The sequence below is a fragment of the Streptomyces sp. NPDC033845 genome, from assembly GCF_055576225.1.
This window is the reverse complement of record NZ_JBVIRI010000014.1, coordinates 97679-109694: the sequence shown is the minus strand read 5'-3', so window position 1 is coordinate 109694 and position 12016 is coordinate 97679. Positions and strand designations below refer to the sequence as shown.

At 70.0% G+C, this 12016-nt stretch carries 14 protein-coding genes; 3 read left to right on the top strand and 11 right to left on the bottom strand.

The genetic code is table 11. From position 1 onward, the window contains the following. The 8 genes from ACZ50K_RS27180 to clpS all read right to left on the bottom strand — a co-directional run bounded on the left by ACZ50K_RS27180 (position 1) and on the right by clpS (position 5418). On the bottom strand, positions 1-465 hold the full coding sequence (locus tag ACZ50K_RS27180) for a DUF7144 family membrane protein (protein WP_468907721.1): 465 nt from the start codon (positions 463-465) through the stop codon (positions 1-3). Positions 466-643: 178 nt separating this feature from the next. Continuing rightward, positions 644-1594, bottom strand: a complete 951-nt coding sequence (locus ACZ50K_RS27175; protein WP_468907720.1) for a PLP-dependent cysteine synthase family protein — start codon at positions 1592-1594, stop codon at positions 644-646. Next, entirely contained in the window at positions 1594-1881 is a 288-nt protein-coding gene (locus tag ACZ50K_RS27170; protein ID WP_468907718.1) for a MoaD/ThiS family protein, read from the bottom strand. Before ACZ50K_RS27170 ends, ACZ50K_RS27175 begins: the two co-directional genes overlap by 1 nt. Before the next feature lie 103 nt (positions 1882-1984). After that, on the bottom strand, positions 1985-2098 hold the full coding sequence (locus ACZ50K_RS27165) for a putative leader peptide (RefSeq protein ID WP_468907717.1): 114 nt from the start codon (positions 2096-2098) through the stop codon (positions 1985-1987). Positions 2099-2186: 88 nt separating this feature from the next. After that, entirely contained in the window at positions 2187-2609 is a 423-nt protein-coding gene (locus ACZ50K_RS27160) for a M67 family metallopeptidase (RefSeq protein ID WP_468907716.1), read from the bottom strand. Positions 2610-2698: 89 nt separating this feature from the next. Then, positions 2699-4138, bottom strand: a complete 1440-nt coding sequence (locus ACZ50K_RS27155) for an amino acid permease (protein ID WP_468907714.1) — start codon at positions 4136-4138, stop codon at positions 2699-2701. 336 nt (positions 4139-4474) lie between these two features. After that, a complete protein-coding gene (locus ACZ50K_RS27150) occupies positions 4475-5104 on the bottom strand; it encodes a DUF2017 domain-containing protein (RefSeq protein WP_468907712.1) in 630 nt (209 codons plus the stop codon). Further along, on the bottom strand, positions 5104-5418 hold the full coding sequence (gene clpS / locus ACZ50K_RS27145; protein ID WP_468907711.1) for an ATP-dependent Clp protease adapter ClpS: 315 nt from the start codon (positions 5416-5418) through the stop codon (positions 5104-5106). The genes ACZ50K_RS27150 and clpS overlap by 1 nt, the downstream gene beginning before the upstream one ends. A 79-nt stretch (positions 5419-5497) precedes the next feature. Between clpS and ACZ50K_RS27140 the strand changes: the two genes are divergently transcribed. Further along, on the top strand, positions 5498-6826 hold the full coding sequence (locus tag ACZ50K_RS27140) for a nicotinate phosphoribosyltransferase (protein ID WP_468907709.1): 1329 nt from the start codon (positions 5498-5500) through the stop codon (positions 6824-6826). 84 nt (positions 6827-6910) lie between these two features. Beyond that, positions 6911-7534: an isochorismatase family protein gene (locus ACZ50K_RS27135; RefSeq protein ID WP_468907707.1), complete on the top strand. Its 624-nt coding sequence runs from the start codon at positions 6911-6913 to the stop codon at positions 7532-7534. A 63-nt stretch (positions 7535-7597) separates the two neighbouring features. Here the strand turns inward: ACZ50K_RS27135 and ACZ50K_RS27130 are convergent, their stop codons facing one another. Both ACZ50K_RS27130 and ACZ50K_RS27125 read right to left on the bottom strand, forming a co-directional pair. Then, positions 7598-7921: a hypothetical protein gene (locus tag ACZ50K_RS27130; RefSeq protein ID WP_468907705.1), complete on the bottom strand. Its 324-nt coding sequence runs from the start codon at positions 7919-7921 to the stop codon at positions 7598-7600. Between the two features lie 153 nt (positions 7922-8074). Next, the gene (locus tag ACZ50K_RS27125) at positions 8075-10444 is read right to left on the bottom strand and encodes an immune inhibitor A domain-containing protein (RefSeq protein ID WP_468907853.1); all 2370 of its coding nucleotides are present in this window, start codon (positions 10442-10444) and stop codon (positions 8075-8077) included. A 409-nt stretch (positions 10445-10853) separates the two neighbouring features. Between ACZ50K_RS27125 and ACZ50K_RS27120 the strand changes: the two genes are divergently transcribed. Next, entirely contained in the window at positions 10854-11117 is a 264-nt protein-coding gene (locus ACZ50K_RS27120; protein WP_468907703.1) for a hypothetical protein, read from the top strand. 41 nt (positions 11118-11158) lie between these two features. Here ACZ50K_RS27120 and ACZ50K_RS27115 read toward each other — a convergent pair whose 3' ends face one another. After that, a complete protein-coding gene (locus ACZ50K_RS27115) occupies positions 11159-11908 on the bottom strand; it encodes an RDD family protein (RefSeq protein ID WP_468907701.1) in 750 nt (249 codons plus the stop codon). Positions 11909-12016: the final 108 nt, after the last annotated feature.

The following is a 12016-nucleotide window of genomic DNA, read 5'->3' as shown; positions in this document are numbered from 1 at the left end:
TCACCGCTTGGCCGTGTACCGGTCCGGGTGGTCGGTGCACAGGGCCCAGACGACGAAGACGCCGATGGCGATCGCGATCAGCGACCAGAGGGGCTGGTAGGGAAGCCACAGGAAGTGCAGGATGATCGACAGGGAGGCCAGGAAGATACCGGCGACCCGGCCCCACTCGGCGCCCTTGAGGATGCCGATGCCGACGATCAGCGCGATCACGCCGATGATCAGGTGGATCCAGCCCCAGGTGGTGAGGTCGAACTTGAAGGTGTAGTCGCCGATGCGCTGGTAGACGTCGTCCTTGGCGATCGCGGCGATGCCCTCGAAGATGCCGAAGACCCCGTCCACGATCAGCAGGACGCCCGCGAACATGGTGCCGCCCGCGGCCCAGGCCGAGGAGGCGTCCGGGTACTGCGGCGAGGACCTCGGAGGGGTCGGCGCGCTGGGAGGCGTACTGCCCGGTGTGGTGGTCATGGCGCCACCTTCCTGCTGCGGGGAACCGGTCGGTTCCGAGCGTGCGGGAGGGCGGCGGGCACGGCGAGCGGTGTGGGCCGAACGGGTGACCCCCGGCGGTGCGGCACCGCCGGGGGTCACCCGTTCGTCGTTCCCGGTCGTGGGACCTTTCGTGGGACCGGTCGTGGGCCCCGGCCGGTCAGGCCCAGAGCTGGCCCTGGAGGACCTCGATGGCCTCTTCGGTGGTGGCGGCCGTGTAGACCCCGGTCGAGAGGTACTTCCAGCCGCCGTCGGCGACCACGAACACGATGTCGGCGCTCTCCCCCGCCGCCACCGCCTTGCGGCCCATGCCGATGGCCGCGTGCAGGGCGGCGCCGGTGGAGACCCCGGCGAAGATGCCCTCCTGCTGGAGGAGTTCCCGGGTGCGGGTGACCGCGTCCGCCGAGCCGACCGAGAAGCGGGTGGTCAGCACCGAGGCGTCGTAGAGCTCCGGGACGAAGCCCTCGTCCAGGTTGCGCAGGCCGTAGACCAGGTCGTCGTAGCGCGGTTCGGCGGCGACGATCTTCACGTCCGGCTTGTTCTCGCGGAGGTAGCGGCCGACGCCCATCAGGGTTCCGGTGGTGCCCAGACCCGCCACGAAGTGGGTGATCGAGGGCAGGTCTGCCAGGATCTCCGGGCCGGTGCCGGCGTAGTGGGCGCCCGCGTTGTCCGGGTTGCCGTACTGGTAGAGCATCACCCAGGACGGGTTCTGCTCGGCCAGTTCCTTGGCGACCCGGACGGCGGTGTTGGAGCCGCCGGCGGCCGGCGACGGGATGATCTCGGCTCCCCACATGGCGAGGAGGTCACGGCGCTCCTGCGACGTGTTCTCCGGCATCACGCACACGATCCGGTAGCCCTTGAGCTTGGCCGCCATGGCGAGGGAGATGCCCGTGTTGCCCGAGGTCGGCTCCAGGATGGTGCAGCCCGGATACAGCCGGCCGTCCTTCTCCGCCTGCTCGACCATGTGGAGCGCGGGGCGGTCCTTGATCGAGCCGGTCGGGTTGCGGTCCTCCAGCTTCGCCCAGATCCGGACCGAGTCCGAGGGCGAGAGCCGGGGCAGCCGGACCAGCGGGGTGTTGCCGACCGCGGCCAGCGGGGAGTCGTAGCGCATTACTTGGAGCCGCCGGCCACGGCCGGGAGGATGGTGACGCTGTCGCCGTCCTTGAGGGCGGTGGAGATGCCGTCGAGGAAGCGGACGTCCTCGTCGTTGAGGTAGACGTTGACGAAGCGGCGCAGCTGGCCGCCGGCCGCCTGGTCCACGATGCGCTCCTCGATGCCCTGGTGGCGGGTCTCCAGGTCCGAGAACAGCTCGGCCAGGGTGGTGCCCTCGCCGTTGACGGCCTTCTCGCCGTCGGTGTAGGTGCGGAGGATGGTGGGGATGCGGACCTCGATGGCCATGGCAGGCTCCTGAATCGTCACGTAGGGGCGGGCGCGCGCTGTCGGCCCCCGCGCGGGTGGGGCTGTGGTGCGTGGGGCTGGTGGTGCTCGGTGGTGCAGCGGTTCAGGCGGCAGCGGGACAGATCGCGCTGGCGAGGCGGCACAGGTCGACGTGCAGCCGCGCCACGAGCAGCAGCTGCCTGCCGGGCGTATCGGTGCTCACGTCGTGGGAAACCATGCGGGCATCGTAACGATTCCCGGTCACCCGAATGGAGTGACGTATCGGATGCTGGACGAAAACCGTTCGAATGCTGGACCGGTGGGTGCTAGTAGCCCGCCACGACCTGCACTTCTTCCTCGGTGACGACCCCGTCCACGATCCGGTACGAGCGGAACTGGAACTCGCCCAGGCCGTCCGTGTCCGCCGTGGACACCAGGACGTAGTGGGCGCCGGGCTCGTTGGCGTAGGTGAGGTCGGTGCGCGAGGGGTAGGCCTCGGTGGCGGTGTGCGAGTGGTAGACGATGACGGGTTCCTCGTCCCGGTCGTCCATCTCCCGGTACAGCTTCAGCAGGTCCTTGGAGTCGAACTCGTAGAACGTGGGCGACCGGGCCGCGTTGAGCATCGGGATGAACCGCTCGGGGCGGCCGGTGCCCGCCGGGCCCGCCACCACTCCGCACGCCTCGTCCGGGTGGTCCTCGCGGGCGTGCGCCACGATCCGGTCGTACAGGGCCTGGGTGAGGGTCAGCATGAGCGACAGGATAAGCAGACGGGCCCTCCCGTACCGAGGAGCGGTACGGGAGGGCCCGAATGGTGGACAGGACCCGTGCGGGACCAGTGTCAGACGGGGCGGTCGGCCTTGGCCGGCACCTCGGGGGTGCTGCTCCTGCGGACCCAGAGGTAGTAGCCGGCGGCCAGCGCCAGACCCCACAGCGGGGCGCAGTAGAGCGAGACCCGGGCGTCCTTGTCGGCGCCCATCATCACGATGACCATGCCGATGAACAGCAGCGCGAACCAGCTGGTCCAGGGTGCTCCGGGGGCCCGGAACGAGGAGGCGGGGAGTTCGCCGCGGTCGGCCTTGGCCCGGTAGCGGAGCTGGCAGACCAGGATCATGATCCAGGCCCACATGCCGGAGATGGTGGCGAAGGAGACCACGTAGTCGAAGGCCTTGCCGGGGGCCACGTAGTTGATCCAGACGCCGACCAGCATCAGCGCCGCCGAGAAGGTGGTGCCGACCAGCGGGGTGCCGTTGCGGGTGAGCCGGGTGAAGAACTTCGGGCCCTGGCCGTTCAGCGCCAGGTCGCGGAGCATCCGGCCGGTGGAGTACATGCCCGAGTTGCAGGAGGACAGGGCGGCGGTGAGCACCACGAAGTTGACGATGGCGGCGCCGACGCCCAGGCCCATCCGCTCGAAGGCGGCCACGAAGGGCGAGACGCCCGGCTGGAAGTGGCTCCAGGGGACGACCGACAGGATCATGATCAGCGCGCCGACGTAGAAGACGGCGATGCGCCACGGCACGGTGTTGATGGCCTTGGGGAGGGTCTTCTCCGGGTCCTTGGACTCGCCGGCGGTGACACCGACCAGCTCGACCGCGAGGAAGGCGAACATCACGATCTGGAGGGTCATCAGCGTGCCGCCGATGCCCTTGGGGAAGAAGCCGCCGTCGTTCCACAGGTTGGAGACGGTCGCGGTGTCACCGGCGTCGGAGAAGCCGATGGTGAGGATGCCGGCGCAGATCAGGATCATGCCGACGATGGCCGTGACCTTGACCATGGAGAACCAGAACTCCAGCTCGCCGAAGAGCTTCACGGAGATCAGGTTCGCGCCGTAGAGGATGACCGTGAAGATCAGCGCGTAGGCCCATTGGGGGAAGTCGTCCCCGGTCCAGTAGGCCATGTACTGGGCGGCCGCGGTGACCTCGGTGATGCCGGTGACCACCCAGAACAGCCAGTAGGTCCAGCCGGTGACGAAGCCCGCGAAGGGGCCGATGAACTCGCGGGCGTAGTCCGAGAAGGAGCCCGCGACGGGCCGGTACATGAGCAGTTCGCCCAGGGCCCGCATGATGAAGAAGATGACCAGGCCCGCGATGGCGTAGGCCAGGATCAGGCTGGGGCCGGCCTTGGAGATGGCCTTGCCCGCGCCCAGGAAGAGCCCGGTGCCGATGGCTCCGCCGATCGCGATCATCTGGATCTGGCGGGCGCCGAGGGTGCGGTGGTAGCCCTCGCCCGGAGCGTCTTCGCCGGACGGGCGGTCGTTCGTCTCGACCTGCACAGAGGTCATGTTTGGTGCGCCTTTCTCCACGCCGGTCCGCGCCAGTGCAGTGGCTGCGGATCGGGTCCTCGATCCCCCCGGATACGGATTGGAGTTGCACGCCGGCGGTCTGCCGGTTCAAGCGGCGCCGTGGGGACAGGGGTGGCGTCCCGGCGGCGGTCGTGAAGATTTATCACGGGCTTATGGGCCGCCGGGGCCGTGGAGTGTGACGCAGGGCACGGGAAGAAGGGGACAAAGGTCCTGATACAGATCAGATCACCACAACGTGGTGATCTGATCGTTATCCGGATTTGAGGGTCCGCTGAGCGAACCGGCCGGGCCGGGAGCGGGCTCCCGGGGGCCGGCTCAGAGGGTCTCGATGAGGGTCTCCTGGAGCCCGCCCAGCCAGAGGTACGCCATCACCATCGGCTTGCGCGGATCCTCGTCCGGCAGCCGCAGGAGCAGGGCGCTCTCGTCGTCCTCGGTGAGTTCCAGCCGGGAGGCGATGGTCAGCCGGAGGTCGTTCAGGGCGCCCAGCCAGCGCAGCGGGAGCTCCCCGGTGAGCTCCAGTACGGCCCCGCCCTCCCCGGTCGCGCCGAGCCCGTCCAGGCTGCGGACCACGGCGAGGGCGTCCTCCCGCTTGCGGGTCCGCAGGTCGTTCTCGGTGAACCGGCGGAACTCCGCCGACCGGGCCTTGAGCTCGGCCGGATCCACCCGTGCGGCGGCACCGGGGGCCGGGTCGGGGTCCGCGCCGGTGGCCGGCGGGCCGCCGTAGGCGTCGGGGAAGAGCCGGGCCAGCGCCGGATCGGAGGGGGGCTCGGTGGGGCCGTCGGTGAACAGCGCGGCGAGCGGGTCGGCGTCGGGTGCCGGTTCGGGTTCGCCGGGGCCGATCAGCTCCAGCAGCTGCACGGCCAGCGAGCGCAGGATCGAGATCTCGATCCCGTCCAGGGCGACGGCGGCGCCGCCGTCGCGCAGCGGGGCGAAGGTGCCGCCCATCAGTCGCGGTCCTGGGAGAGGGTCGCCCACAGGCCGTAGCCGTGCATGGCCTGCACGTCGCGCTCCATTTCCTCGCGGGTGCCGCTGGACACGACCGCCCGCCCCTTGTGGTGGACGTCCAGCATCAGTTTGTTCGCCACGTCCTTGGAGTAGCCGAAGTACGCCTGGAACACGTACGTCACGTAGCTCATGAGGTTGACCGGGTCGTTGTGCACCAGGGTCACCCAGGGGACGTCCGGTTCGGGGACGGCGGAGGCCTCTTCGGCGGATTGGGTGCGTTCGATCTCAATGGGAGCAACACTCACTCGTCCCATGCTGCCACTGCGACCGGCCCGTCGCACAAACGGCCTTAGATTTCGTCACTCTGACGAGATGTGCGCTAGCATCCCTGACATGAACCCTGCGGACTTGGGCCTGCCGGTGGACGTGCCGTCGACAGCGCTCTTCACGGACCATTACGAGCTGACGATGCTGCAGGCCGCGCTGGCGAACGGCACCGCCGACCGCCGCTCGGTCTTCGAGGTCTTCACCCGGCGGCTGCCCGAGGGCCGGCGCTACGGGGTCCTCGCGGGCACCGGCCGGGTGCTGGACGCGGTGGAGAACTTCCGCTTCGACCCGCCGGTGCTGGAGTTCCTGCGGGAGCGGGCCGTGGTGGACATGCGGACCCTGGACTGGCTCGCCTCCTACCGCTTCTCCGGGGACATCTGGGGCTACCCGGAGGGCGAGGTCTACTTCCCCGGCTCCCCGGTGCTCCGGGTCGAGGGCAGCTTCGCCGAGTGCGTGCTGCTGGAGACGGTGATCCTGTCCATCCTCAACCACGACTCGGCGATCGCGGCCGCCGCCTCCCGGATGGCCTCGGCGGCCGGCGACCGCCCGCTGATCGAGATGGGCGCCCGGCGCACCCACGAGCTGGCGGCGGTGGCCGCCGCCCGCGCCGCGTACGTGGGCGGCTTCGCCTCCACCTCCGACCTGGCGGCCGGCTTCCGCTACGGGATCCCGACCGTGGGCACCTCGGCGCACGCCTTCACCCTGGTGCACGACACCGAACGGGACGCCTTCACCGCACAGGTGGCCTCGCTGGGCCGCGGGACCACCCTGCTGGTGGACACCTACGACGTGGCGGAGGCCGTCCGCACCGCGGTGGAGATCGCCGGACCGGAGCTCGGCGCGGTCCGCATCGACTCCGGGGACCTGCTGCTGGTCGCGCACCGGGTCCGCCAGCAGCTGGACGAGCTGGGCGCCACCGACACGAAGATCGTCGTCACCTCCGACCTGGACGAGTACGCGATCGCCTCGCTGGCGGCGGCCCCGGTCGACGCCTACGGGGTGGGCACCCAGCTGGTCACCGGCAGCGGGCACCCGACCTGCTCGATGGTCTACAAGCTGGTCGCCCGCGCCACCTCGGCGGACCCGAAGGCCGCGCTGGCACCGGTGGCGAAGCGTTCCTCCGGCGGCAAGACCTCGATCGGCGGCCGCAAGTGGGCGGCCCGCCGGCGGGACGCGGAGGGCATCGCCGAGGCCGAGGTCATCGGCACCGGCCCAGTGCCGGCCGCCCTCGCGGCCGACCAGCTGGCGGTCCAGCTGGTGAAGGCCGGCGAGGTGGTGGCCCGCGAACCCCTGGAGGCCGCCCGCGACCGCCACCGCGGCGCCCGCGCCGCCCTCCCGCTGTCCGCCACCCAGCTCTCCCGCGGCGAAGCGGTGATCCCCACCGAGTACGCGTAGCCGCCCCGGGGCGGGGGAAGAGGCCCCGCAGGGAGCCGCACCCGGAAGTCAGAGCCAGCCGCCACCGAGCCGAAGGACCGCGCCATGCACCGCGCACTGATCGTCGTCGACGTCCAGAACGACTTCTGCGAGGGCGGCAGCCTCGCGGTGGCCGGCGGCGCCGACGTCGCCGCCGCCATCACCGAGCTGATAGGCCAGGCCACCCCCGGCTACCGGCACGTGGTCGCCACCCGCGACCACCACGTCGACCCCGGTCCACACTTCGCCCGGCCGCCGGCCGAGCCGGACTACGAGACCTCCTGGCCGGTGCACTGCGTGGCCGGCACCGAGGGCGTCGGGTTCCACCCGAACTTCGCGCCCGCCGTCGCCTCCGGCGCGGTCTCGGCCGTGTTCGACAAGGGCGCCTACGCCGCCGCGTACAGCGGGTTCGAGGGCGCCGACGAGAACGGCGGCGGGCTGGCCGACTGGCTGCGCGAGCGCCAGGTGACCGAGGTGGACGTGGTCGGCATCGCCACCGACCACTGTGTGCGGGCCACCGCGCTGGACGCGGCGGCCGCCGGTTTCACCACCCGGGTCCTGCTGGACCTGACCGCCGGGGTGGCCGCGCACACCACCCGGCGGGCCCTGGAGGAGCTCCGGGCGGCCGGTGTGCGGCTGACCGGGGTCCCGGTGGTCGCGGGGGCCGCGGACGCCCCTGAGCCCGCCTAAAGGCCGCGTAAGGGCCCCTGGGGTCACGGGGGCGCTCCCCCGCCCGGCCGGTCGGTGCTCGGGTCAGGCCCCGCGCAGCAGGGCCCGGATCGGGTGCCAGAGCTCCACGGCCCCGTCCGGCACCGCCCGCCAGAGCAGCCCGTCCGGATGGTGCAGCACCGCGGTGATCTCGTCCGGGGTCGGCGGATGGGCGTTCCCCCGCAGGTAGACGGCGCGCATCCCGTGGTTCCGCAGCCTGGTCAGGGCGCGGGCCCGGTTCGCGGCGTGCACGAGGACCCGCACGGGTCCCGGGCACGGTCCGGCGTCGTGGCCGGCCCCCGGTCTGGGCAGGGTCAGGGCGACGACGACGCTCCCGTTCGGCAGCTTCACGAATCCTCCGGCCGGCATGTGGCGCTCCCCCGTACAGTCCCGGTCTTCGCCCCGATCCGGTCCGATCGGAGCGGAGTGTCAATACGACACTCGCACCGGCATCTAAACGCGATCGGCCGCCGCCCGCTAGAGGGCGACGGCCGATCATGCTCTGACCTGCGGGTTTACCGACTACTTGGTGGAGGGACCGACCTCGACCGTCATCTGGAGACCGTCGTAGGTCTCCTTCAGGATCTTGATCTTGGTGTTGGTGTCAGTGACCTTCACCGAACCGGTCGGGTTCTCGTCGTAGTAGTACTTGCCCTTGTGGTCGTCGAAGACCAGGTTCGTCGGCTTCGGCTTGACGAAGAGCGACTCGCCGTTCTTGTGCAGGGTGAACGCGTCCGTCGAGTAGGCGCTGAAGGTCGCGTCGTACGGCTGGATCTTGTTCCGCAGCAGGGTGCCGTCGGCCCACTTCATGGGCTTGGCGTTCGCGTCGATCGGCAGGATCAGGCCCTGGCCCGGGTGGACGCTGGTGTTGTTGTCCTTCTGGGAGGTGTCCCACTGCCAGATCAGCAGACCGTCCTGGTAGGGGTAGTGCTCGACCCAGTCCGGGCGGGTGTTGCCGAATCCGAAGTTGTACGGGCCGACCTGGAGGGTCTTGTCGTACGACACGTAGCGGCGGTTCTCCGCGAGGTAGTACTGCGCGTACTCCTTGGTGAAGCCCGCGCCGATCCGGGAGAAGCCCTTGCCGGTCCAGCCGTTGTCGCCGTTCTCCGCACCGTCGGTGAAGAGGGTGGCGCCGTCGGCGGTCAGGGTGATCGCGTCACCGGTGAAGCCCTTGCCGCCCGCGCCGCCGTCCGTCTGGTAGCGGAAGCGGAGGTCGAACTTCTTGCCGGCGTAGGCGTCCAGCGGGTAGTTCAGGTTCTGCCAGCCGCCGGAGACGTCGGTCAGCGACGGGGAGCCCGCGGCGTCGACCGGGATGGCCTTGCCGTTGGCGGTGCCGGCGAGCGCGGTCCAGTTGGCCCCGCCGTCGGTGGACACCTCGGTGTAGAGGTAGTCGTAGTCCTTCTCGATGTCCCACCAGCCCTTGAGGGACAGCGCGGCGGACTTCTTGCCGGTCAGGTCCACGGACCGGGTCAGGGTGTTCTTGAGGTCGTCACCCATGTTGCTCCACCACTGGGTGGAGCCCTCGGCCGGAGCCACCACGTCGGTGGTGACCTTCTTCTTGGGCAGCTCGACGACCAGCGCCTGCTTGTCCTTGGTGTTGTACGCCGACACGCCCAGGGTGTGGGTGGACTTCGTCGCGGCCTTGGCCTTGTCGTAGTTCAGCCAGCCGAGCTGCAGCTTGTCCCAGGCGGTCATGTCGCCGGGCAGGTCGCCTATGGAGTCCTTGCCCTTGCCGAGCCAGGAACCGGCCGACATCAGCGACCAGAAGCCGACCGAGTTCTCGCCGCCACCGGTGGTGTCGTAGAGGTCGGGCAGGCCCAGGTCGTGGCCGTACTCGTGGGCGAAGACACCGAGGCCGCCGTTCTCGGGCTGCATGGTGTAGTCGCCGACCCAGATGCCGGAGGTGCCGATCTCGGTGCCGCCGGCCTTGTTGTTGGCCGGGCCGGTCTTGCCGGCGTTGGTGCCGTAGGCGTACCAGCGGTGCGCCCACAGGGCGTTGGTGCCCTCGGCGCCGCCGCCGGCCGACTCGTCCTCGCCCGCGTGGACGATCTGGAAGTGGTCGATGTAGCCGTCGGGCTCGTTGAAGTTTCCGTCGCCGTCGAAGTCGTAACGGTCCCAGAGGTCGTACTTGGCCAGCTGCGCCTTGATCTGCGCGTCGGTCTTGCCGGCCTTCTTCTGCGCCGCGGCCCAGGCGGTCACACCGTCGCGGACGGTGTCCCACACGTTGGCGCAGTTGCTGTTGCCGCAGTAGTTGGAGCCGTAACGGGCCTCGTTGTACGGGACCTTGACCCAGTCGGCGACCTCACCCTCGACCGAGTAGCGGCCCGAGGAGGTCTTCTCGTAGTACGTCTTCAGGGAGTCCTTGCCCTTGCCGGTGGCAAAGTAGAGGTCCTGGAAGTGCTGGCGGTTGAAGTCCTTCTGCCAGGCGGTGCTGTTGTCCTTGGTGCGGTCCGGCTTGGCGATCTTGTTGTGCAGCGGACCGGGGGTGCCGCCGTACTTGACCACCGGCGGCTTCGGGCCGTCGGGACCGTCCGGGTCGAAGGTGGTGGTGTTGTCCACCTGGTCACCGAACTCGACCAGGATGGTGAAGATCTTGTCGGTCTTCTCCCGGCCCAGCTCGACGTACTTCTTGTCGTCGAGCTTGACGACCTTGGAGGCGCCGCGCTGCTCGGACTTCTTCTTCCCGGAGAGCACCTGCTCCAGGGCGGCCTTGCGGGCCTGCTCCTGCTGCTTGCTGAACGGGCCTTCGAGGTCGTGCTCGACGTGCGCCTTGGACTGGCCGGCCGGGTCCTGGTGGTCGGCGGCCGGAGCCTGGACCGGGGCCGCGGGGCCCTTGGTCTCGGCCTGGGCGCTGCTGGTGAAGGCGAGGGCGGTCGCTGCGGTGGCAGCCATGGTCACGGCCACGGCGGTCGCGCGCATGACACGTCCTCGGGTGGAATTGCTGGTCACTTGATGTCGTTCCCCTCCCGCGGCCGCTGCCTGAAACGGACGGAACGTCGCCAAAGGGTGGGGGGTTCCGCGCGGCACGCGTCTCAAGTGACGCCATTTGACCGGAGACACTCAAGAAAAGACAGACCTTGACTTGGCCCGGTCAACTGCACTATGCGGTCAGTCAGTTCCGCTATTCGGACATTCGGTGGCTTTCATCAAGTTACCGGCGAGTAACGGACGGGTCTGCCGACGGAGCGTGACTCCGTGCGCCCCCTGTGCACCGGCACCCCTGGTGAGGCCACGCTTACCATCGGTACCGCCCGGGAATCCACCGTCTGAGAGTCACTCCGCCATGAGGACGGATACCGCCATGCCGCGTCCGACTGCCGCACAGCTCGTCTACGGGTCCGCCACCGTGATCGTCTCCACGGTCGCCATGCTGCTGCTCTCGCAGACCAGCGCCGGACCGGGGGTGGCCGTCATCGCCGTCGCCGCGCTGGTCCTCGGGCTGCTGGTCGCGCTCACCGCCCCCATGCCGAAGCGGCGCCGGGCCGCGGCCGGCGCGCACACGACTGCGGCCGCCCGGGTGCCTGAGCCTCGGGCGGCCGCTGCCGAACTGCCGGTGCACCACTAGGGAGCGGGTCGACCGGCACTCGTGGAACCTGACCTACTCGGCTAACTCGCGGTGACCACCACCGTCTTGGCGACCTTGTCGTGCAGGCCCTGCTTGTAGGGCTTGTCCACGAGCATCGAGATCACCAGCGCCAGCGGCCACAGGCAGAAGCAGCACAGCAGGGTCGGGATCCAGAGCACCGCGGCCCGGGACAGCGCCGGGCCCGACTGCGGCACGCTGCCGTCGTTGAGCATGGCCACCCGGAGCTTCAGCAGCTTCTTGCCGAGCGTCTGCCCGTTCTTCTTCGTGAAGAACCAGTCGTAGCCGACGTAGGCGATGATCCCGATCAGCGTCCAGATCAGCCCGCTGCCGTTGTAGGAGCGGGTGATGATCTCGGTGACGTCCTCGCCGTCGTTCGTCTCCACCGTGTAGCGCTTGGAGTTGAAGGGCAGCTGGATCAGGAACAGCGGCACCGTGACGATCAGCGCGTCGAGGATACGGGCGGCCAGCCGCCTGCCGAAGTCGGCCAGCGGCGGCATCCCGGCCAGCGGATCGGGCATGCCGTAGCCGCCCGGGCCGCCTCCGGCACCGCCGTAGGGGTCACCGCCACCGCCGTAGGGGGGCGGCGGGGGCGGATAGCCGCCACCACCGGGCGGCGGAGGCGGGAAACCGCCGCCCGCGGGCGGCGGGGGGCCACCGGGGGGCGGTGCACCGTACGGCGAACCGCCCGACGGAGGCGTCGGTTCCTGGGGCTTCTTGAGGAACGGGTCGTCCTCGGGCGGCTGGCCCGGCGGCGGCTGATCGGTGCTCATGGCCCGAGTCGAACCCGGGCCGTTCACCCTCGCAACGGGAGACGGTCCGTTCGGGGGACGAGGTACGGGGGTGGGCTGTACGGGGATGGGGTACGGGGGGGGTGGCTG

Bases quoted from the DNA above. Each gene is read 5' to 3' on its own strand.
- clpS (WP_468907711.1), bottom strand. From the start codon at position 5,418: ATGGGACGAGTGAGTGTTGCTCCCATTGAGATCGAACGCACCCAATCC.
- ACZ50K_RS27175 (WP_468907720.1), bottom strand. From the start codon at position 1,594: ATGCGCTACGACTCCCCGCTGGCCGCGGTCGGCAACACCCCGCTGGTC.
- ACZ50K_RS27130 (WP_468907705.1), bottom strand. From the start codon at position 7,921: ATGCCGGCCGGAGGATTCGTGAAGCTGCCGAACGGGAGCGTCGTCGTC.
- ACZ50K_RS27170 (WP_468907718.1), bottom strand. From the start codon at position 1,881: ATGGCCATCGAGGTCCGCATCCCCACCATCCTCCGCACCTACACCGAC.
- ACZ50K_RS27160 (WP_468907716.1), bottom strand. From the start codon at position 2,609: ATGCTGACCCTCACCCAGGCCCTGTACGACCGGATCGTGGCGCACGCC.
- ACZ50K_RS27165 (WP_468907717.1), bottom strand. From the start codon at position 2,098: ATGGTTTCCCACGACGTGAGCACCGATACGCCCGGCAGGCAGCTGCTG.
- ACZ50K_RS27150 (WP_468907712.1), bottom strand. From the start codon at position 5,104: ATGGGCGGCACCTTCGCCCCGCTGCGCGACGGCGGCGCCGCCGTCGCC.
- ACZ50K_RS27135 (WP_468907707.1), top strand. From the start codon at position 6,911: ATGCACCGCGCACTGATCGTCGTCGACGTCCAGAACGACTTCTGCGAG.
- ACZ50K_RS27115 (WP_468907701.1), bottom strand. From the start codon at position 11,908: ATGAGCACCGATCAGCCGCCGCCGGGCCAGCCGCCCGAGGACGACCCG.
- ACZ50K_RS27125 (WP_468907853.1), bottom strand. From the start codon at position 10,444: ATGGCTGCCACCGCAGCGACCGCCCTCGCCTTCACCAGCAGCGCCCAG.
- ACZ50K_RS27155 (WP_468907714.1), bottom strand. From the start codon at position 4,138: ATGACCTCTGTGCAGGTCGAGACGAACGACCGCCCGTCCGGCGAAGAC.
- ACZ50K_RS27180 (WP_468907721.1), bottom strand. From the start codon at position 465: ATGACCACCACACCGGGCAGTACGCCTCCCAGCGCGCCGACCCCTCCG.
- ACZ50K_RS27140 (WP_468907709.1), top strand. From the start codon at position 5,498: ATGAACCCTGCGGACTTGGGCCTGCCGGTGGACGTGCCGTCGACAGCG.
- ACZ50K_RS27120 (WP_468907703.1), top strand. From the start codon at position 10,854: ATGCCGCGTCCGACTGCCGCACAGCTCGTCTACGGGTCCGCCACCGTG.